Consider the following 20,841-nt stretch of genomic DNA (forward strand, 5'->3'; position numbering starts at 1 on the left):
CGTCGTCTCCGTTTGCGGGAATGAAAAACCGTCTTGCGTTGACACACATGAGCCATGCGGTTTCGATCCCAGCAAGCGAAGTTCGGAAAACATTCGAGATGTTTTCCGAACTTCTTTTCACCGGCCGCGGCTAGCAATCTCGGCAGGTTTCCCAAGCCCGTTTGCTGCCGTAGCAGATCTGGCCGCCTTCGACGATGTAGACCATCGCGTCGTCGGCTACGTCTTGGTCGTCGAAGAATTCGCTAGCGTCTTCTTCGCTCGCTTCGTTCATCTCCGCGCCGCTGGTCAAACCGGCGATGCGGTTTTCAAAGGGCCAGTTTTGCTGCGTCATCAACCGCACTTCGCAGTCGTCGCCATGCGTTTCGCGGTACTCTTCCAAAAGCGTCATCAGTTCGGAAACCGTCATGTTTGTCTCTCCGTTTGGGTGAATGAAAAACCGTCTTTCGATGACACACATGAGCCATGCGTTTCGAGACGCAGCAAGCCGATCCCGGCAGTAATTCGCAGGGTTTCTTCATGTTTCTGGATGTCGCCAACGTGGCCGACAAACGCCTTGTGTGGCGATCGGAAAACAATGGCCTCCTACCTTTGACCTACCGGAAGAAGGCCACGTTTGACGAACGTGGCCGCCAGAAAACGAAGAAACGCCGCGGGGCAAACCGCGGCGTTGGTGATGCGGCAAGCCGCCGGCGATTAAACCGCCCGGTCGTACTTGCGAGCCATTTCGAGAAGCTTCTTTTTGACCGGTTTCCAATCGCAGGTTTGGTCGCCGGCGGTCAGTTCGCCGAACCGTTTGTTACGCAGGTCGCCCTTGTACCAACCCTTCGTCCAACCGAGTCGGTAGAACAGCCGGTTCAATTCCGTTTCCCCTTCGCCGGCACCCGGTCGGTCCCAGCAACTCTTTGTGCCCGGTTTCTTTGCGTAGTCCCAACCCGAGCACCGTTTGCTATTCAAGGCGAGTTCTACCAAGCCGAGTACAAGTTGCAGGTAGCCGGCAATTTTGTCTTTGTTGAGACTGCCGGCGAAGGCCCGAATCTCGATACGGTTCTTGCCGCGGGCGAGGTGCGTCAGGTTGAGCAAGTGGTAGCGGTCCGATTCACATTGGCGTTTCGCGGCGTCTTTGTTTCCGTAGTCCTTGATCCGTTTGGCCCAGCGGTTTTGTTCGCGGCGTCGCGTGCCGGTCGAAGCGTAGATGGCTCGTTCGTGGTTGCCGATCAGCGAGATGAGTCGCGAAAGGGCCGCGGCGTCGTTGCCGAAGCTGACCGTGACGTGAATGCCGGTCGAATAGTTGACCCGGCCGCCGCGAGCCGCGATCGCGTCGACCGCCGTCATCACGCTTTGCAGTCCTTCGTATCCCCGAAGGACCGGCGATACAAATTCGCAACCCTTCCGGCCGCGCCCCAGCGTCATGATGCTCGAATCGCGTTCGGCTTTCCAACCCGCCGGCAACCAAGAAACCGGCAATCCGTTGTGGTAGCCGCCGATCGGCGTGGGGTCGTTTTCAGGCATGGTGGTTTCGAGTTCGATACCGAAGGCGATGTCGTTGGCGTGCATGTTTGTGTCTCCGAAGGGGTTAAGAATTCGTTTCGTTGACACACATGAGCCATGCGTTTCGAGACACCTCAAGCGAAGCTCGGCAGTAATGTTTCAGTAATTCGCAGCTTTCTTTTCACGCCGACACGCGGCCACGTTTGCCCCTGTTTTGTTGTTCCAAACATGCGGCGAACCATGCCGGCGATGCCATTTCTCGCGACAGTCGACGGCGTGTTGCCCCTGTCGCGAAGTCCCCAACGGAGCCCGTCATGGAAGACAAGAAGCCGTCCGTCAGCCCCAACGCATTGACGGTCCAACAACTCGCCCAAGTTCTTTCCGCCGCGGCCCAACGCCGCGTGCAGGTCGAAAACATCCAGGCCGATATCGAAGCCGGCGCACCAACCAACGCCGACGGAACCCTCAGCGTTCTCGACTACACCGCATGGCAATTGCAGGAGATGCACCGTGGCCAATGACATCCGACGACTGAAGCCGAGCGAGTGCTGCCGGATGCTCAATAGCACGGCGCTCGGTGAGGTGATCAACGAACGGCAGCTCTACCGCTATCGAACGCGAGCCGGCAATCGCATCGGAGACGGTCAACACGTCGATCTTCTCCGGTTCAGTCAATGGCTACTCGAAGAACGAAACAAACCGAAACCGCCGGCGAGCGAAGACCCGTATGCAGACGCAAAAGAGCGAGCACGATCACGCAACGCAGCGATCGCGCAGGCCGGCCGAGACATTGGCGACCTCCCCGTGGTCGAGGACGCCGAGCGAAAAACAAAGGCCGCCGGCAGCTTCCAGTTCTTTTGCGAGGCGTATTTCAAGCTGACGTTTCATCTTTCGTGGTCCCCGGACCACATCAAGGTAATTCGCAAGATCGAAGAGGCGGTCGTCCGCGGCGGGTTGTTTTCCCTTGCGATGGCCCGCGGCTCGGGCAAGAGTTCGCTCGCCGAGGTCGCGTGCATTTGGGCGGTGCTCAACGGCTATCGCGACTTCGTTTGCCTGATCGGAAGCGACGAGGGCCACGCCTGCGACATGCTCGATTCGATCAAAACCGAACTCGACGCCAACGAACTGCTGTTGGCCGACTACCCGGAGGTCTGCTTTCCTATTCAAGCCCTCGACGGAATTTCCAACCGAGCCAATGGCCAGCTCTACCAGGGCAAGCGAACACAAATCGGTTGGACGGCCAAAGAGGTCGTGTTACCAACGATCGCCGGCAGCAAAGCGAGCGGCGCGATCATCAAGGTTGCTGGCTTAACCGGTCGCATCCGCGGCATGAAGTTCAAACGCCCTGACGGGAAAACGGTTCGGCCTTCGTTGGTCGTGCTCGACGACCCACAAACCGACGAGTCCGCAAGATCGCTTTCGCAATGTGCCAACCGCGAAGCCATCCTCGCCGGTGCGGTGCTCGGACTCGCCGGCCCTGGCAAAAAGATTTCCGGCATCATGCCATGCACCGTCATCCGTCCTGGAGACATGGCCGACAACATCCTCGACCGCGACAAACACCCGGAATGGAACGGCGAGCGAACGCGAATGGTCAACTCGTTCCCCACCAACGAAACATTGTGGGAACGATACGCCGAGATTCGCAGCGAAGGATTGCGAGCCGGCGATGGCGGAACTGCCGGTACCGAGTTCTATCGTCAAAACCGCAATGCCATGGACGCCGGCGCGGAAGTCTCGTGGAAAGAACGCTGCAACCACGACGAATTGTCGGCGATCCAACACGCGATGAATCTCAAACTCCAAGACGAAGCCGCGTTCTTCGCCGAGTACCAGAACGAACCGCTGCCAGCCGAGACCGTCGACGCCGATCAACTGACCGCCGACCAAGTTGCCTCCAAGTTCAACGGGATGCAGCGATGTCTGTTGCCGATCGCAGCCAATCATCTCACCGCCTTCATTGACGTCCAAGGCAAGCTGCTCTTCTATGTTGTCGCCGCTTGGGAAGACGATTTCACGGGTTACGTCGTCGACTATGGCAGCTTTCCTGAACAAAAACGTCCTCACTTCACCTTGAGAGACGCCCGGCATACTCTCGCAACCGAAGGCACCGGTCTGGAAGGATCTCTCTATGCCGGCATGGATCAGCTCACGACAGACTTGCTCGGTCGCGAGTGGCAACGCGACGACGGAGCGGCGATGAAGATTGATCGCTGCTTGATCGACGCCAACTGGGGCCATTCGACGGATGTGGTCTATCAATTTTGCCGACAGAGCCCACATGCCTCGGTGTTGCTTCCTTCGCATGGTCGGTTTGTCGGTGCTTCATCGAACCCTTTTAGTGAATACAAACGCCGCCCCGGTGATCGAGTCGGATTGAATTGGCGGATTCCGTCAATCCATGGTAAGCGGGCGATCCGCCATATCATCTACGACACGAATTGGTGGAAGTCCTTCACGCACGCACGTCTCGCCGTCGCGATGGGTGATCGAGGTTGTCTTTCCGTGTTCGGCGATCGGTCAGAGATGCACCGAATGTTCGCCGAACAAGTCACCGCGGAATACTTCGTGCGAACCGAAGGCCGGGGGCGAACGGTCGACGAATGGAAGGCACGACCCGAGCAGCCTGACAACCACTGGCTCGACTGTTTGGTCGGGTCCGCCGTTGCTGCTTCGATGCAAGGAGCCTTGCTTTTCGGCACCGATGCACCTGCAGCGCCGAAGCGACAACGAGTCAGCTTCCGAGACATGCAACGACGCAAACGCGACTAGCGAAAAACTATTTTCCAAAATTCGTGAGCCGTCTTCGTCATTTCGCATGTTCTTCCGGTAGGTCTACAAGCAGAGAGCCATTGTTTCGACCAGCGGAAGTTTAATGCCAGACGACCTCGAAGACGAGATTCGCGAGAACGCTGCCGGGCCGGCTAAGGCGTCCGGCGATGCCGGCAGTGTGGAGCAGCACAAGCTGACCGATCAGATCGCTGCCGACAAACATCTCGCCGGCAAGAAGGCTGTTGCCAAGCCGCATCGCGGGCTTCGCTTCAACAAGATCGTGCCGCCGTCGGCTGGCTGATCTTTCTTTCAATCCAACACCACGACCACAGGGCTGCCGGGGACGGCAACAGGAACAGCACGGATGCTGAAGCGTTTGTCAGGGATCATCGAGCAATTGCGCGGGCGGAGTCACCTTCCTCCGAACGCCTCTGGACGCTCGCCCCGGCAGCCCTTTTTTTCACGATTGCGAGCGAAGTACGACGCGGCGAACACGACGCTCGACAACATGAAGCACTGGTCGCGAGCGGATGGGCTTTCGGCCTCGTCCGCGAACAGTCCCGAGGTTCGACGCACGCTTCGCAACCGATCGCGTTACGAAGTCGCGAATAACAGTTACGCTCGCGGGATCACGCTGACGCTGGCGAACGACGTGGTCGGAACCGGCCCACGTTTGCAAATGCTGACTGCGGATGACGCTGCGAACCGTTTCGTCGAAGCAGAGTTCTTTGCTTGGTGCGAAGCGATTGGTTTGGCGGAAAAGCTGCGAACGATGCGGTTAGCCCGAGTCGCCGATGGTGAATCGTTCGGTTTGCTGACTAGCAACGAGCGACTCGATACGCCGGTCAACCTCGATCTGCGTTTGATCGAAGCCGATCAAGTCGCATCACCAACTCTTGCGAACGATTCAGCACGCTATGTCGACGGCATCCGTTTCGACGCCGATGGCAACCCGACCAGCTATGACGTGCTTCGCCATCACCCTGGCGACGATTTCTTTGCTTACGAAGAAGAATACAACACGGTTCCAGCCGCTGCCGTGCTGCACTACTTCCGCTGCGATCGACCGGGTCAGATTCGAGGCGTCCCGGACATCACGCCGGCGTTGCCACTGTTCGCACAACTGCGCCGCTTCACGCTCGCGGTGCTAGCCGCGGCCGAAACAGCCGCCGAGTTCGCCGGCATCCTGTACACCGACGCACCGGCCAACGGCGAAGCCGACGCTGCGGAACCGTTCGAGCCAATCGAACTGGAGAAGCGAATGCTTCTTACCATGCCCGGTGGCTGGAAAATGGCTCAGATGAAGAGCGAACAACCGGCGACGACTTACGCCGAGTTCAAGAAAGAAATCCTCAACGAGATCGCTCGTTGTTTGAACATGCCATTCAACGTCGCCGCCGGAAATTCGAGCGGCTACAACTACGCGTCCGGCCGTCTCGATCACCAAACCTACTTCAAGTCGATCCGCGTTGAGCAGACTCAACTTGCTCGCGTTGTCCTGGATCGAATCCTGACCGCTTGGCTCCGCGAAGCCATTCTCATCGAGGGCTATCTGCCCAACTCGCTTCGCACGCTCGATTCAACCTTCGAGCATCAATGGTTTTGGGACGGGCATGAACATGTCGACCCGGCCAAAGAAGCCAACGCCCAAAAGATCCGTCTCGCCAGTCATACGACAACTCTGGCCATCGAATTCGCGCGGCAGGGGCGTGACTGGGAGACGGAACTTAAACAGCGTGCGAAAGAACTTGCACTGATGCGTGACCTCGGTCTGACGATCGAGTCCGACGAATCTGATTCACAACCCGAAACCGAGGTCACGGAAGACAATGCCGAAGAGTCTCAAAGACAACAAGCCAATTGAAGCCGAAGCCGAATCGGTCCCCAGTTCACTGCGTATCGTTTGCGATGACGCCGCAACGATTCAACTGGCCGCCGCCGATGAACCAATCGAAGGTGAAGACAAACCGGCGCTTCGCAAGTTCAGCATGACTGCCTACACCGGCGGCGCGATGCGACTGGGTGGTTGGCCTTACCCAGTCGTCGTTGACCTCGCCGGCATGCGGGTCACCCGCAAGTCACGGCCGATCCTCAAAGACCACGATCGCGGCAGCATCGTCGGGCACACCGACGACATCACGATCAACGACAAGTCGCTTGTCGTCGCAGGCGTGATCAGTGGTGTTGGCACAACCGCCCAAGAAGTCATCGCAACGAGCGAGAACGGTTTCCCATGGCAGGCGTCGCTTGGCGCGAGTGCCGACAAGGTCGTCTTCATCCCCGAAGGCAAGATCGCTCAAGCCAACGGACGCGAACAAAAAGGCCCGGTGTACATCGCCCGCAAGTCAACGCTCGGCGAAGTTTCATTCGTCGCCCTCGGTGCCGACGACAACACCGAAGCCCGTGTCGCTGCCGGCAACTACGCCGACGTCGAAGATCCTGGCAATGAACCAGAAGAAACCGACACCGATCCCACCGACGACCTCGAACCCGTCAACGCAAGTTTGAACATGAGCACAAAACCCAAAACCGAAACGAAACCCGCCGAGAAGTCGCCGGTTGACGAGATGCGTGCCGAAGCCGCCGCGGAGTCGCGTCGTATCTCTGGCATTCGCAAGCTGTGTACTGAAAAACATCCCGACATCGAAGCCGACGCGATCGAGCAAGGCTGGTCCATCACCAAAACGGAACTCGCCGTGCTGCGAAGCGAACGCCCGAAAGCTCCCGAACAAACGCAAAACTCGCCCCGTCACGATCGCGTCGTCCTCGAAGCCGCCGCGTGTCTCTCTGTCGGCATTGAAGAGAAGGTTCTTCTGGCCAGCTACGGTGAGAAGACGCTCAACGCCGCCGACCCGTTCCGCCACATCGGCTTGCGAGAACTCGTCGCCGAATGTGCCCGCAGCGAAGGCATCGACGTTCCGCGAGTGTTCGGCGACGGAACAGCAACGATCCGCGCCGGTTTCAGTTCCATGAGCCTGCCCAGCATCATGGAAAACGTCATGAACAAGACGTTGCTGGCCGCCTACCAAAACACGCCGATCGCGGCGTTCGATCTATGTAGCGTAGGAACCGTCACCGACTTCAAGGAAGTGGCCCGCTATCGCTTGCTCGGCACTGGCGGCTTTGAACAAGTCGCACCCGACGGCGAATTGAAACACGGGAAACTGTCGGAACAGAAGTACTCGAACAAGGCCGACACCTACGGTCAGATTCTCACGCTGACCCGTCACGACATCATCAATGATGATTTGTCCGCGTTCATGGACATCCCACGTCAGATGGGACGATCCGGTGCCGAGTCGATCGACGATCTGTTCTTCACTCTGCTACTGAAGAACGCAGGCTTCTTCTCGTCCGCCAACGCCAACTTGCTGCAAGGTGCTGACACCAAGTTCGGTCCCGATGCGTTGACCGTCGCCAAGACAACCTTCCGCAAACAGAAAGCTGGTCCGGGCGGAAAACCCAAAGACCAAAAGCCGATCAACATCCGGCCCGAGTACTTGGTAGTGCCGGTGGAACTGGAAACCGAAGCTGAACTGTTGATGGGATCGTCACAGTTGATGATCGATGCCCAAGGATCGCCCACCAAGATTCCCGTCGATAACCCGCACCGCAACAAGTACCGCATCATTTCGACGCCGCACCTGTCGGATTCTTACTACCCCGGTGCCAGCGCCGCCGCGTGGTACTTGTTCGCCAACCCGAACGTGCTGCCGGCGTTTGAGATCGTGTTCCTGAACGGTCGACGCACGCCGATCATCGAGCGTGTCGAAATGCCGCCCAACACGCTCGGCATGGGATTCCGAAGTTACATCGACTTCGGTGTGAATTCGCAAGACCACCGCGCCGCCGTGAAAGTCGCCGGCGAGTGATCGCGGGCTGACTCATCTTCCTCAAGCCTCACCCCTCAGGTCTCAAGCCTCCCATCATGCAAGCTCAATACATCCACGACGGCAAACAAGTCGACTTCACCCCCGACGTTGACGTTCCCGTTGGTTCCCTCGTCATTCAAGGTGACCTCGTTGGCGTCACCAAACGTGATCTCAAAGCCGACACGCTCGGTTCCATCGCGGTCGAAGGCGTCTTTGACTTCCCGAAAGATCCGGTCGACGCCGAAACCTACACCGCCGGCCAGAAGGTCTTCGCGACCAATGACGGCATCGTGACCGAAGTCCCCGACGGCTCGGTTTTCCTCGGCAAGGTCGTTGACGATGCCGAACCCACCGACAACATCGTCCGCGTTCGTTTGAGCCAGTGATGAACCGACGTGAGCAATCCCATCATCGCACCCATCGGGGCGACGTTCGTCCACGAGGGCGTGGCGATCCCGATTATTACCGAAGCTGAAATCCCGGCCGGTAACGTTGTCGTGCTCGGCAAGCTGGTCGGCGTCGCCAAGTTCGGCATCTGTCCCAACTCACGCGGCAGCATCACCGTCGCCGGCGTCTTCAATCTCGTCAAAGACCCAACGACCAACATCCCGGCCGGCACAATTCTTTACTGGTCCAAGATCAGTCACCACGTCATCAAGAACGCCTACGAGCATTCGATGATCGGCATCGCCGTCGAAGACGCACCGCCGAGCACGCTGCGAGTTCTCGTTCGTCTCAAGCAATAGGCAGTGTCGCCGTCATGGAACACAAACTCAAAAACCTCTTTGAATCACGACGCTTCTGGGCGGCAGCCGGCGGTGTCGTTCTCGTTCTCTTGCTGCCGTTCGAGGTCAAGCTCTTGGCAACCATCCTCATCGCCGCCTGGATCATCGGCGATTCGATCCGATCCACCAAAGCAATCTTGCTCGCGGTCGCGCTCAGCATGTTCGGCACCGCTGCGACCGCTGGTGACCTGCACGACACCTGTCGCGAAGCCACCGTGCGAATCCGCAACGGCAACTCGATGGGCAGCGGCACGCTCTTCCGAGAAAGCGAAGAACATCTCTACGTTTTAACCAACGCGCATGTCGCGGGAACCGGTCTGGGCAACCGCGTCCAAGTCGAGTTCTGGAAAGAAGGGCACCAATCCCGGCCCATCGAAGCCGAAACGGTCGCGGTTGCCTACATCCCACGAGCCTACCGTGACATCGCCGTCGTCCGCGTCGATCGCCGGGCACTGGGCAACTACCGCCCGCCGGTCATCCCGCTCGCCGATTCGCAAGACTCGTTCAACTACCAGAACATTTTCAGCGTCGGTTGCCCCAGCGGACGGTGGCCGACTGCTTTTGAAGGTTTCGCACTTCGACGCCAAGCAAACGGTGGCGACACGATTCATTTCGTGCCAATGCCAGCGGGAGGCCGGTCCGGTTCAGCGATCTTCGACGTCAACGGAGGCGAAGCTCAAATCATCGGCTTGATCGCATGGCGAAGCACCGACTCGGGCGGTCACGGTCTCGACGGCCGAGGTGAAACGCACGGTTACGGCATCGCAATGACGCATCAAGAAGTCTGGGCAGGACTCAGTGGCAAGCAAACGACTTCCTCGGTGTTGCTTGTTCCTCCGCCGGACGCCGTGCCACTTGGAACCAAGGTCGAACCTTCGTCGAAAGCGACACCAGACACCAAACCCGAAGTCGCCGACGGTGAAGAGAACCAAGGCGAATCCGACGAAGTGATTCTCAAATACTCCGATCCTTTCGCAATCGAACGTGATGTTGAATCCATCCGCGCCCAACGCTTGCCGTCGGGCATCCCCGCGACCGGTTCCGACCGCGACATCATGTTGCTGTACCAAGACTCCATCACCGAAGGTCCGCAATCCAGTCCGCCGGCGATGGCGTTTCAAAATGCATGCTGTCCCAACTGCGGATGCAACCTCACTGTCTCAGGCAACTGCCCCAACGGCCAATGCCCGCTTCCCGATCGCCGGCAACAACAACCTCAACAATACGGACAAGACCGTGGCGGTGGTGGGCTGTTCCCGAGCCTACCCCGCAACCGCGAACAAGGCGAACTCGAAAACCACTTGCTACGTCGTCCCGGCGAACGCTTGCGAGAACTCTGGCCTTTCCCGTCCACGCGAGACATCGTCACCTGGTCGATCGTCGCGTTCTTCATCCTCTACTTCATCGGCAAGTTCGCCAAGGCAAAGGTCAAGCGAATCGTCAACGATCTCGCCGTCAACTTGGCGAACGTCGATGACGAAGTCGAACCCGAACCGCCGGCACCCAAGCCACGAGCAAAGCCGGCCGCGACGCGAACCCGCAAACGCACCGCCGCTAAATGAGCGACATGCTTCACAAAGGTCAGTCTTGGCTCGCCGCCAAGCTGACCCGGTTCGCCTCGCGGATAGTCACCTACCAACGCGATGATCTCTCCGTCGAGCTTCCCGCCACCATCGGCAAGTCCGAATACGAGCAAGACGATGGCGAAGGCGTCATCACCCGCGCCCAAGTTCGTGACTTCCTGATCAACACCAAAGATTTGCTGGCATCGCCCATCGGCACCTGGCCCCGCCGCGGCGATCGCATTCTCGAAACCGAAGGCGACACCACATTCGTCTACGAGCTGATGTCAATCGGCAACGAACCGCCGTGGCGGTACAGCGATCCCTTCCGAGTCAAACTCCGCATCCACACGAAACTGGTCGACACCATCACATGACAGCAACGACTCCCGCCACCGTCATTCAAATCGCCGAAAGCGTCGTCGCCGAAATCAACGCCGGCGACTTTTCAAAGAAGAACCTGTCGGCCCAACGACTCTACGTTCCCAACTTCGATCTCGAAGACATGAAGGAACTGCGAGTCACTGTGGTGCCACGCGAGGTCGAATACCTCCCGCTCGATCGAGCCACCAACAAGTTCCACGCAACGATCGACGTCGCCATCCAAAAGAAGTTCAGCAAAGGCGACGCGAAAGAAATCGACCCGCTGGTGTTCTTCGTCGAAGAGATCGCCGACTACTTCCGTCTCAAGCGACTCAACTCCTACGTCGCCGCCCGCTGCATCAAGGTTGAAAACTCTGTTCTCTATTCAACCGAGCATTGGACGCAGTTCAACCAGTTTACCAGTCTGCTGTCGCTCACGTTTGAACTCGCCAAGTGATGCACATCCGGACGCGTGTTCGCTTCAATGCCAACCGCGTCAAGAAGAAGGTTGACCAAGCGTCGTTCAATTCGCTCGGTCATGCCGGCGGAGCGATTCGCAAGACCGCCTATCGCAGTATCCGCAAACGCAAAAACCCGTCGCGGCCCGGCAGCCCACCGAGCTCGCCCACTGGCCGACTGCGACGTTCGTTCCGCTACGAAGTCGACCGACGCACGCCCGGTGTCGTCATCGGCCCGGTCAACGAAATCTCCGGCCAACTCTGGAACCTCCACGAATTCGGCGGTAGGGCAAAGAAGCGTCGACGACTCAAACGCCATCGTTTCCGAGTCGGCCAGCACGGTCCCATCCGAGCAATCCGTCCCGGCAAGTTCGCCCGCATCGAACTGCGAACCGCTGCCCAAGCCAACCGCGCCCGCCGACTGATCGACGAAGAGAACCAACGTCGCGGAGCAACCAAACCCGGACGCTATCCCAAGCGACCCTTCATGAAGCCCGCCCTCGACACTCACCGCGCCCAACTCCCCAAATTCTGGCGGGACTCCGTCAAGTAACTTTTCCCGATCCACGGATGGAACCAAACCTCAATGTCCGCTGAAGTAAAACTCGGTCTCGACGCAGTCCTGACGATCGACGGTGCCGAGATCAAGAACGTCAAAGACCTGACCGTCACACTGGAAAAGGCGGAGGCCGATGCATCGACCCGCGACAACAACGGTTGGCGAGCCACCGTCGGCACGCTTAAAGATGCGTCGATCGAATTCACCGTGCTCAACAAGTCCGGAGACACCGCGTTCGGCATGCTGCAAGGCTTGTGGTCGAGCGGTTCACCTACCGATGTAGGAATCACCGACGCCGGCGGAGCACTGACGTTGACTTGCGAAGTGATGAACTTCAACGTCAACCAAAACCTCGAAGAAGTCGTCTCAGCCGACGTGACACTCAAGCCGACGCAGTCGTCGTCCGGCGGTGGAATGAACGTTGGTGGCGGCCCTTGACGTGCAAAGCAAGATCAACTGTAAAGCTATTTCGTGTGCCGCTAAAGTGCCGACGCACTATGCGCGAAGAGAGGCATAACGCACGGCCTTGGTACCCAGCGATTCGCGAAGATGGGCATCAAGGCCGTCAGGTTCAGAGTCAAATTCGGCGATAATCTGGAAATTGACGCCTTTCGGACAGTCCGGCATCCAGGTCTCGATCGTGTGGGAGTCAGAGGCTCGCGTCACATTAATCGCTATCGCGTTTGAGTTGGCGCTGGCGTACCGCCAAGAGTCATGACAATCGAAATAGAAGTCTGGAAGCGATAGTCGTGCTTGCAGCGCGTTGCAGACAGATTCGAGCGATGCATCAGAGCTTGCAGCGAAATACGTCGTGATGCGTGCCATATGAACAAACTGAGGCTGTCAACGGAAGGTTTTTATGACACTTCTCTGAACGAAGCGGACGATGCCTGAACTATGAGCGATTCTACCAGTGCCAGCCCGCGTTGCCAAACAAGGAAGGTGTGCCGAAGGCCTCAGCGTAAAAAAGATGTTGGCCGACGCCCCTGCATAAGTGCGTGATGGTAGTGTCAGTCAATGAATGATGGGATGTCCACGAGTATTATATCTGTTGCGCTACACGTGATATCGTAGATCCAACGGGCTTCAAGAACCCGCTTGAGTTCGTCGGCATCATTGGGGCCTGCATGTTCGATCGTGCTCTGGCGAAGATCAGTGGACAACTGCAGTTCAATCCGCACAGTACGATATTGAGAGATGTCGCCGGAGCCTCTCTCCAACACCACAGTTTTGTCAGCGTCGCGGACATCCAGAATAACGGGGTTGTCAAATTCAAGCGTCCGAGCAAAGCGCAAGGCACGACGGCGAATTGGTTCGGTGCTATCGGTCACAAGGCGTTGGACAACAGGTTTTTGTACGACATGCCACCAAGGATGATCACCTTTTCAAACAGCACTCGACTTGTCTGTATCTTAAACCACGGAACGGAATCCCATGCAAAAATTTGTTGACCGCCATGGTCGCGTTTGGATCGTTGATATCGACAACACGACGCTTCGCCGCGTGAAGACGCTCACCGGCGTTCGCTTGCTCGATGCTGTCGATGGCGACTTGATCCCACAGATGACGCAAGACTTCCTGTTGCTCGGTGAAGTTTTGTTCGCAGTGTGCAAACCGCAAGCGGACAAAGACAGCGTCGATCAGGAGGTCTTCGAGTCCGGACTGTCGGGCGATTGCCTGACCGAAGCACGCAACGCACTTGTCGAAGCGCTGTTGGACTTCCTCCCGGAGGACCAACGCCGTCTGCTGAGCAAAGCGGTGACACATCAACGCGAGGTGACGGCACGCGGGATGGAGATGCTGCACCGGAAACTCGACGACCCGACGCTGGCGGACAAGATGGTCGCGGAGCTCGAAGCGAATCTGGAGGTGCCCGGCTTGAACGCGAAATCTGTCACCTCGCCGGCATCCTCGGTGTCGACCCCGGACCGCTAACGCTCCGGCAACTGTGCTGGATGATTGACGCCAAACGCAGACACGATTGGCAACTCGCCAGCACGCTGGTGTGGATCACCGCCGAAGTCAACCGCGACCGCAAGCGACGTCGAAAGCCGTTCAAGCCCGACGACTTTAATCCGTGCGTCACGACGCGGCCCGCTCCTGCAAAGGCGAGCGTCGAACAAGTCGCATCGCTACTCGGTGCCAAGTTCACCAAAGCTAATCGCTAACCGCTAAAGGCTAATCGCTTCCCCATGTCCCAAGTTCGTGCCGGAGCCGCTTTCGTTGAACTGACGCTGAAGAACTCAGCGTTGGTGAAGGGACTGCGTTCGGCACAGAAACAACTTTCATCGTTCGCATCATCGACGTCGATGATGGGTGCAAAGCTGACCGGCCTGGGTGTCGCGATGGCCGCGCCGCTGGGTGCCGGCATCCAAAAGTTTGCCGAGTACGACGACGCGATCCGACAAGTCGCCGCCATCACGGGAGCCACCGGCGCGGCGTTCGATCGTTTGAATGCGAAGGCGAAACAACTCGGAGCGACAACAAGCTTCTCGGCCGTCGAAGTCGCCAGCCTGATGACGGAACTAGGCCGTGCTGGTTTCGATCCGCGACAAATCGAAGACATGACTGGCAGCGTCATGAATCTCGCCCGAGCGACCGGCACCGATGCCACGCTCGCATCAGGAATCTTCGCCGCTGCGATCCGCCAATTCAACATGGAGGCCGGCCAAGCCCCGCGAGTCGCCGACGCACTGACGGCCGCCGCCAACAAGAGTTTCAACAGCGTCGAGTCACTCGGTGAAGCACTGAAGTACGCCGGTCCCGTCGCGGCCGATGCGAACATGAGCCTCGAAGAAACGCTCGCGATCCTGGGAACGCTTGGCAACGTGGGCATCCAAGGCTCATCCGCCGGTAACGCACTGAAACGATTGCTGACACTGTCGGCCGCCGAGTCGGAAAAATTTCAAAAAGTGTTCGGTGTCGCGACCAAAGATGCGGCCGGAAACGCTCGACCGCTGGCCGACGTTCTGGGCGAAGTGGCCGAGGCCACGAAAGACCTCGGTTCGTCCGATCGGGCAGCCAAGTTCAACGAAGTCTTTGGGATGCTCGGTATCACCGCTGCGTCCGCGATCGGTAAAACGGTCACGGACACTCGCGAGTTACTCGGTGAACTGGAAGGTGCAGGAGGCATCGCCAAGAAGACAGCCGACAAAATGGAATCCGGTCTCGGCGGAGCGTTCCGAGTTCTCGCCAGTTCCTTTGAAGCCGTCCGCATCGCGATCGGCGAGGCTCTCGAAAAGCCGATTCAGCGACTGACCGAAAACGTCTCGCTCGCTGCTTCCTCCATCACCGACTGGATCGGCGAAAACAAACGAGTCGTCCAAGTTGCCGCGTTGGTCGCAGCCGGAGTCATCGCCGCCGGTGCCGCACTACTCACGATCGGTTCGGCCGCCGCGGCAGCGTCGATGGCGGTTGGCGGGTTACTTGGGATCTTCTCCGCGATCGGCAGCGTCGTGGGCATGGCCGGTGCAGCGGTCTCAGCTTTGCTTTCGCCCATCGGTTTGGTGGTTGCTGGCGTTGTAGGGCTTGGTCTGTACCTCGCCAAAACGTCCGGCCTGTTGTCTCGAGTCTCCGCGTTCTTCAAAACCGCGTTCGCTCAAATCGCGGTCGACTCTCAATCTGCCTTCAAAGCCATCGCTGCATCACTCGCATTCGGTGACATCACCGGTGTGGCCAAAGTCATGTGGGCGTACTTGCGTGGCTTATGGAAACAAGGCGTCGCGGCTTTGGCCGACGCGTGGGATCAACTGTCATCCAGCCTCGATGGGTTCGCCGGCGGATTGCTGTCGGCGGTCGGCAGCTTGCTTCGCAGCACACTCGCGTGGGCCAGCGAAAACCGAGCCGCGATCCTGACCGCCGTGGCGGGTTTCGCCGCAATGAAAGTCGGTGCCGCCGGCGTCGGTGCCGCGATGATCGCCCTGAAGGGTATCACGATCGGTTTGTCCGTCGCCTCGAAAACGCTCGCGGCAACTTGGGCGGTCTTGAAGACCGTCGGTGCAGGCATCAAAGCGGTCTTCATCGGTTTGGCTGCCGTCAAAAAGATCAACATCGCACTGGCCGGCGTCTATGCCGCAGTCACCGCCGGACTCTCAGGAGCGTTTGGATTGCTGACCGGAGCGATCAGTTCTGCAGCCGGTGCGATGGCTTTGTTGTTCTCGCCACTGGGTTTGGTTGTCGCCGGCGTTGTCGCTCTCGGTGCCTACTTCCTCTACACGTCGGGTGCGATCGGCAGTTCAATCGACTTCCTCAAAGGAGCTTTCCAAAACCTGAAGGCCCACACGATGGCCGCATTCGGTGCAATCGCCAACGCTCTGCGAGCCGGCGACATCAACGCGGCCGTCGATGTGCTGTGGTCTTACATCAAAATGCAGTGGACCAAAGGCACGACCTGGCTCTCAGGCATGTGGTCACGATTCACCGCATACCTTTCCGACGCTTGGGGCGACGCGGTCTACAAACTCGCCGACCAACTCATGCAAGGTTTCGGCGGATTGCGAGCGATCTGGAACAGCACGGTTGCCTACCTCGCCGACGGTTGGACGATCCTCACGTCGGCGGTCCAGAAAGGTTGGAACAACACAGTCGGGTTCCTGAAGAAAGGTTTCCTGAAACTTCACGAATTGGTCGACATCGCCGGCGACGTCGCGATCCAGATCGGCGGTGTGTTGGTCAACGCTCTGGCCGGCGTCGAAGGAGCGTGGGTCGAAACGATCGACTACCTCGCCGATTCGTGGGCCGTGTTCGTTGGTGAAGTCCGCAAGATGTGGAACAGCACGGTCGGGTTCCTCCGCAAGGCCTGGGTGAAGTTGAAATCGCTCTTCGACGACGACATCAATGTCGAAGCCGAGGTGCGGAAGATCGACAACGAAACGAACGCCAACAACGCGGAAGAACAACGCAAACGGCAAACCGCGATCGCCGGCCGTGCCGAACGCCGCCAAAAACGCAAAGCCGAGATCGAGGCCAACCGCAAGGCGATGCAGGAAGACTTGCAACGCCAACTCGAAGATCGCAAGAAGTCACGCGAAGGCCAAGACCTCGACGCCGACTTCGCTGCGATCGACGCCGAGACCAACCAACAAAACGCCGCGGTCGATGCTGAACGGGATCGTCAATTCGATGCCAACGCCAAAGCCAACGAACAACGCACTGCCGACACGGAGGAATTCGCGACCGGCGTTCGCGACACACTCGACGAAATGCGTCGCCAAGCAAAGGCCGACGCCGCCGCCAAACGTGCCGAGCGATCCCTCGCCGAAGCCGATCGTCAAACCAAAGTCGCCGAAGCCGAAGCGGACTTCCAAGCTGCCATCGACAAAGCAAACGCTCTGAAACCAGAAGGCGACGAGCAAGCGATCAACAGTGAGACCACATCGCCACAAATCTCGGACGACCTGGCAGCAGCGATCGCCGAAGCCAAAGCGTCACTCGAAGCCGCTCAAACCGACGCGGGACTAACGGGCGAAGATGCCGCCGGTGATGAGCGTCTCGACAAACTCAAGGCCGGCATCGCGGCGATGGAAGCCAAGGCAGCCGCGATCACCGATCGAGCCGGCAACGAAAGCAAACTCGACTTGCCGCCCGCTGAACTCGACGACAATTCAGTCGCCTTGGAACTCGACCGCGACGCCCAAGCCTCAATCGACAATTTTTCAGGCACCGACGTCCGCGATCAATCGAACGAGTCCGTCACCGGAAAGTTTGATTCACGCGGCCTCAACATCGGCAGCGGTGCTCGCAAACTCGAACCGATCGGTCTTGATGCTCCCGCTGAGAAGCTGAAACCTGAACCGCTCGACGAAGAACCTGAAATCATCGTCGCACCGAAGCTGGCCATCGACGAACAAGCCGATGATGCGATCGCCCAGCAAGGACCAGAGCCCGACGCCATCGCCGACTCAGGCCTGCAGCAAATCAACGATCGCCTCGTCGCCATCGGTCAATATTTGATGAAGTCCAACGAATTACTAGCCGGCGGAAGTGGCAGCCTCAGCGAGTCGGGTGAACGATCCGGTCTCGGCCTCAGCGAGGACGTCCAACGAGCGATCGTCGAGACCGCCAACAACACTCGCAAGCTCGCCGAACGATCCACCGGCGGCGGGTTGGTGTTTAGCTGATGAGTTTTTCATACGGAGGCTACAACTTCGACGTCGCGGCTCTGTCGGAGAAAGCGTCACGCGGCAAAACGAATTCGGACTTCACCGCTTACGTCGCGACCAACGGTGGAAACGTCAGTCCACCGGCCGCCGCCAGTGCCGCCCAATCGTATTACGAAGACAACTTTCCCGACCTGATTCCGTTCCTGCAAGTCGACTCGGAATTCATCAACGCCAAGCACGCGTTGGTCAGCGTCACGCTCAATGAAACCAAGCTCGATCCGGTCTCGTTCAATACCACGGGAGCCACAACGCACATCAACCAAAGTTTGCTAACGCGAGGCATCTATGCCGCGCCCGGCAAGATCGCCCCAGACTACCGCGGCGCGATCGGCGTGAGTGATTCAGGTGTCTCGGGCGTCGATGTCACCGTGCCGGCGTTTGAGTTCTCGGTCCGCAAGAAGTTTGAGTTCGTTTCGACATCGTATCTGCTGGCGGTCGTTTCCATGACCGGCCGAACGAACTCGACGGCATGGTCGATCTTCGGCCCTGGCGAAGCCCTGTTCCTCGGGGGCGAGGGAGGCGAGGACGACAACAACTGGGTCGACATCACCTACCATTTTGCCGCTCGCCCCAATCAGCCGGCATTGCAACTCGGCAATATCGGCAGCGTCAGCAAACGCGGTTGGGATTACTTGTGGGTGAAGCATGACGAAGAGGTCGTCGGCGATCGCGTGCTGCAAACGCCAGCGGCGGCCTACGTCGAACAAGTCTATCCCGATGGCAATTTCGCAGCGTTAGGACTTTCGTAGGTGGCAAGACGTGTTCGACCCGGCGACAGTCTCAACATCACCGCGGTCGAATACAACCGACTGCTGGCGGCGGCCGAGGCGTCACATCGCAACCGTCTGCCCGGCGGCGGTGGTCAACGAACACACCTGCGAAACGCGTCGACCGTTCGCGTTCACAACACGTCGGGTGCGGTCGTCCCGATTGGCGGCATCGCCGGATTCGATTCGCCCATCACGGATCCCGAAGCCGGCCCGGTTGAACTGGCCCGCTTCGTTCGCGATGCGACCATCAAAACGGTTCGCCCGACCGAAGACGACCACACGGGCCGATTCGGCGTCGCGATCGAACCGATCCGCGATGGCGAAGTCGGCCGAGTCGTCTTCGACGGAGTCGTCGCGGCCCAAGTCGATGTCACCAAAACCTGGCATCGCTTCGCCGACGTCGCCGAATCGGGTGGCGACACATTGCAGTCGAAGCCCGACGGATCGGCACAAATCTTATGGCGGAAAGATCCGGCGAAGACTGGCCGACAATGGGCAGTCGTCCGAGTCGGCCGGCCCGCCGATCCGGTTTACCTCGTCAAAGTCCCGGCCGGCGGCATCGCGGCCCGTCGCGGGATGCGAGCCGGCAGCGCCGATTGCGACCTGTTCGAGCTGGATAAAGACGGCGAGATCCAACCCGTTGATGATCCCGCCGGTGACGTGGTCCGGATCACCGCTCGCAACCATTCGGCTCAGCGAATCCGCGGCCCGATCGAAGGAAGTGGCGAAGACCAATACATCGTCGTCAACTTTGATGGGCATCGGTCCTGGGTCGTCGACCCGCCCAAGCAAACACTTCTGTGCAAACCGACGAAACGTATCAAAGCAAAGTCGTGGGGAACGGCTCGCGAGCTACGTTTTGATGGCGGATGGAAACCGATTGGCCCTGCCGTCTCGGTTTACAACGTTTGCGATTACGCATTGCTGGCAAGCCAACAGATCGTTTGCCACTTCCATGAGGACACATCAGCATATCTGACAATCGGTTGCCGTTGCTGTGATGGCAGCAGCAGTTCGAGCAGTTCATCAAGCTCCAGCAGCTCGTCGAGTTCAGGTTCCAGCAGCAGTTCTAGCAGCGATTCATCGTCCACCAGTTCTTCTTCGTCTCCCTCGTCATCATCTTCATCCTCGTCATCGGGAAGCTCATCAAGCAGCAGTGGCTCGTCGAGTAGTTCGAGCATGAGCGGTTCAAGCTCATCGAGCATGTCGTCGAGTTCCAGCAGCTCCCTGTCGTCTTCCAGCAGTTCATCAGGTTCGAGTTCGTCTAGCAGCGGACCGTCGTCATCGTCGTCCGGCAGCCCATCGTCCTCATCAAGCAGCGGTTCGTCATCGAGCAGCAGTTCCGGCAGTTCGTCGTCTTCATCAAAGTCATCTTCGAGCAGCGATTCATCCTCGAACTCGTCGTCATCCGACAGTAGCGATTCTTCCCTTAGTTCGTCCGCATCCAGCAGTAGCGATTCAAGCGACAGTTCAAAGTCTTCATCCAGTAGCGAAAGCAGTAGCCAATCGAGCGATTCCTCGGACAGCAGCGATTCAAGCACATCGACAAGTCTGCCGAGCGTAAGCAGTTCATCCAGTTCCGACGGTTCCTCGTCCGCATCGAGTGATTCATCGGACAGTTCGTCCGATTCCCAGTCCAGCGACTCATCGACAAGCGAATCGAGCGATTCCAGTACGTCGATCAGCCTGCCAAGCGTGTCCGCGTCCAGTTCATCGGCGAGTGATTCGTCGTCGAGCAACTCGCAATCAAGCGATTCCGGTTCGTCGAGCGATTCGTCCACCTCGCAATCAAGCGAATCCGCCAGCACGCCATCCGTCAGCAGTTCGCAATCGTCTGTCTCCGAAAGCGAGTCATCGACCAGCGAATCATCGAATTCTGAATCGAGCCGATCCGATTCAAGCTTGTCAGAGAGTGAGTCAACGAGCCAATCCGACTCGGAAGGTTCACGATCCTATAGTTGGAATTCATCGGCAAGCAGCGACAGCGTTTCTGATTCAAGCGAGTCTGAATCTCAATCCGAATCTGAGTCGACTTCCGAATCAACATCGCA

23 protein-coding genes are annotated in these 20,841 nt (G+C 58.5%); 16 read left to right on the forward strand and 7 right to left on the reverse strand.

Annotated features, from left to right (window positions below):
• Positions 1–130 precede the first annotated feature (130 nt).
• The gene (locus tag FHS27_RS05885) at positions 131–406 is read right to left on the reverse strand and encodes a hypothetical protein (protein WP_145273592.1); all 276 of its coding nucleotides are present in this window, start codon (positions 404–406) and stop codon (positions 131–133) included.
• Between the two features lie 287 nt (positions 407–693).
• The gene (locus FHS27_RS05890; protein ID WP_068258885.1) at positions 694–1,554 is read right to left on the reverse strand and encodes an amidoligase family protein; all 861 of its coding nucleotides are present in this window, start codon (positions 1,552–1,554) and stop codon (positions 694–696) included.
• A 248-nt stretch (positions 1,555–1,802) separates the two neighbouring features.
• On the opposite strand from FHS27_RS05890, the gene FHS27_RS05895 reads away from it, so the two are divergent.
• The 12 genes from FHS27_RS05895 to FHS27_RS05950 all read left to right on the forward strand — a co-directional run bounded on the left by FHS27_RS05895 (position 1,803) and on the right by FHS27_RS05950 (position 12,297).
• The gene (locus FHS27_RS05895; protein WP_184302972.1) at positions 1,803–2,009 is read left to right on the forward strand and encodes a hypothetical protein; all 207 of its coding nucleotides are present in this window, start codon (positions 1,803–1,805) and stop codon (positions 2,007–2,009) included.
• Positions 1,999–4,260: a terminase gpA endonuclease subunit gene (locus FHS27_RS31525; protein WP_184302975.1), complete on the forward strand. Its 2,262-nt coding sequence runs from the start codon at positions 1,999–2,001 to the stop codon at positions 4,258–4,260. The genes FHS27_RS05895 and FHS27_RS31525 overlap by 11 nt, the downstream gene beginning before the upstream one ends.
• A gap of 103 nt (positions 4,261–4,363) precedes the next feature.
• Complete coding sequence (locus tag FHS27_RS05905; protein ID WP_068258875.1) at positions 4,364–4,561, forward strand: hypothetical protein; 198 nt, start codon at positions 4,364–4,366, stop codon at positions 4,559–4,561.
• 63 nt (positions 4,562–4,624) lie between these two features.
• A complete protein-coding gene (locus FHS27_RS05910; RefSeq protein WP_184302977.1) occupies positions 4,625–6,124 on the forward strand; it encodes a phage portal protein in 1,500 nt (499 codons plus the stop codon).
• The gene (locus tag FHS27_RS05915; protein ID WP_184302980.1) at positions 6,090–8,132 is read left to right on the forward strand and encodes a phage major capsid protein; all 2,043 of its coding nucleotides are present in this window, start codon (positions 6,090–6,092) and stop codon (positions 8,130–8,132) included. The genes FHS27_RS05910 and FHS27_RS05915 overlap by 35 nt, the downstream gene beginning before the upstream one ends.
• A 56-nt stretch (positions 8,133–8,188) precedes the next feature.
• On the forward strand, positions 8,189–8,518 hold the full coding sequence (locus FHS27_RS05920; RefSeq protein ID WP_184302983.1) for a DUF2190 family protein: 330 nt from the start codon (positions 8,189–8,191) through the stop codon (positions 8,516–8,518).
• Between the two features lie 9 nt (positions 8,519–8,527).
• The gene (locus FHS27_RS05925) at positions 8,528–8,878 is read left to right on the forward strand and encodes a DUF2190 family protein (RefSeq protein WP_184302985.1); all 351 of its coding nucleotides are present in this window, start codon (positions 8,528–8,530) and stop codon (positions 8,876–8,878) included.
• A 14-nt stretch (positions 8,879–8,892) separates the two neighbouring features.
• Positions 8,893–10,479 carry a trypsin-like serine peptidase gene (locus FHS27_RS05930; RefSeq protein WP_184302988.1) on the forward strand — a complete coding sequence of 529 codons (1,587 nt, stop codon included), beginning with the start codon at positions 8,893–8,895 and terminating at the stop codon, positions 10,477–10,479.
• Positions 10,476–10,856, forward strand: a complete 381-nt coding sequence (locus tag FHS27_RS05935; RefSeq protein WP_184302991.1) for a hypothetical protein — start codon at positions 10,476–10,478, stop codon at positions 10,854–10,856. Before FHS27_RS05930 ends, FHS27_RS05935 begins: the two co-directional genes overlap by 4 nt.
• Positions 10,853–11,299, forward strand: a complete 447-nt coding sequence (locus FHS27_RS05940; protein WP_184302994.1) for a hypothetical protein — start codon at positions 10,853–10,855, stop codon at positions 11,297–11,299. Before FHS27_RS05935 ends, FHS27_RS05940 begins: the two co-directional genes overlap by 4 nt.
• Entirely contained in the window at positions 11,299–11,853 is a 555-nt protein-coding gene (locus FHS27_RS05945; protein ID WP_184302997.1) for a hypothetical protein, read from the forward strand. Before FHS27_RS05940 ends, FHS27_RS05945 begins: the two co-directional genes overlap by 1 nt.
• Positions 11,854–11,886: 33 nt before the next feature.
• Positions 11,887–12,297: a hypothetical protein gene (locus FHS27_RS05950; protein WP_184303000.1), complete on the forward strand. Its 411-nt coding sequence runs from the start codon at positions 11,887–11,889 to the stop codon at positions 12,295–12,297.
• A 57-nt stretch (positions 12,298–12,354) separates the two neighbouring features.
• On the opposite strand, the gene FHS27_RS05955 is transcribed toward FHS27_RS05950, so the two are convergent.
• Positions 12,355–12,684, reverse strand: coding sequence for a hypothetical protein (locus FHS27_RS05955; protein ID WP_184303002.1), 330 nt, complete (start codon positions 12,682–12,684; stop codon positions 12,355–12,357).
• 185 nt (positions 12,685–12,869) lie between these two features.
• Positions 12,870–13,190 (reverse strand): hypothetical protein, encoded by a 321-nt coding sequence (locus FHS27_RS05960; protein WP_184303005.1) that lies wholly within the window; start codon positions 13,188–13,190, stop codon positions 12,870–12,872.
• A gap of 103 nt (positions 13,191–13,293) precedes the next feature.
• Between FHS27_RS05960 and FHS27_RS05965 the strand changes: the two genes are divergently transcribed.
• The 4 genes from FHS27_RS05965 to FHS27_RS05980 are packed head-to-tail and all read left to right on the forward strand — an operon-like array spanning position 13,294 to position 18,769.
• Positions 13,294–13,794 (forward strand): hypothetical protein, encoded by a 501-nt coding sequence (locus tag FHS27_RS05965; RefSeq protein WP_184303008.1) that lies wholly within the window; start codon positions 13,294–13,296, stop codon positions 13,792–13,794.
• 20 nt (positions 13,795–13,814) lie between these two features.
• Positions 13,815–14,027: a hypothetical protein gene (locus FHS27_RS05970; RefSeq protein ID WP_184303011.1), complete on the forward strand. Its 213-nt coding sequence runs from the start codon at positions 13,815–13,817 to the stop codon at positions 14,025–14,027.
• Positions 14,028–14,051: 24 nt separating this feature from the next.
• Positions 14,052–17,978 (forward strand): phage tail tape measure protein, encoded by a 3,927-nt coding sequence (locus FHS27_RS05975; protein ID WP_184303015.1) that lies wholly within the window; start codon positions 14,052–14,054, stop codon positions 17,976–17,978.
• Positions 17,978–18,769 carry a hypothetical protein gene (locus FHS27_RS05980; protein WP_184303019.1) on the forward strand — a complete coding sequence of 264 codons (792 nt, stop codon included), beginning with the start codon at positions 17,978–17,980 and terminating at the stop codon, positions 18,767–18,769. The genes FHS27_RS05975 and FHS27_RS05980 overlap by 1 nt, the downstream gene beginning before the upstream one ends.
• Positions 18,770–18,850: 81 nt before the next feature.
• Here FHS27_RS05980 and FHS27_RS05985 read toward each other — a convergent pair whose 3' ends face one another.
• The 3 genes from FHS27_RS05985 to FHS27_RS30985 form a co-directional block, all read right to left on the reverse strand.
• Positions 18,851–19,243, reverse strand: coding sequence for a hypothetical protein (locus tag FHS27_RS05985; RefSeq protein ID WP_184303022.1), 393 nt, complete (start codon positions 19,241–19,243; stop codon positions 18,851–18,853).
• Positions 19,244–19,246: 3 nt separating this feature from the next.
• Positions 19,247–19,552: a hypothetical protein gene (locus tag FHS27_RS05990; RefSeq protein ID WP_184303025.1), complete on the reverse strand. Its 306-nt coding sequence runs from the start codon at positions 19,550–19,552 to the stop codon at positions 19,247–19,249.
• A gap of 152 nt (positions 19,553–19,704) precedes the next feature.
• Positions 19,705–20,571, reverse strand: coding sequence for a hypothetical protein (locus tag FHS27_RS30985; RefSeq protein ID WP_246419155.1), 867 nt, complete (start codon positions 20,569–20,571; stop codon positions 19,705–19,707).
• Positions 20,572–20,841: the final 270 nt, after the last annotated feature.

Origin of the sequence: Aporhodopirellula rubra (assembly GCF_014192335.1) — a bacterium.
In the GTDB taxonomy this organism is placed as follows: Bacteria; Planctomycetota; Planctomycetia; order Pirellulales; family Pirellulaceae; genus Rhodopirellula; species Rhodopirellula rubra.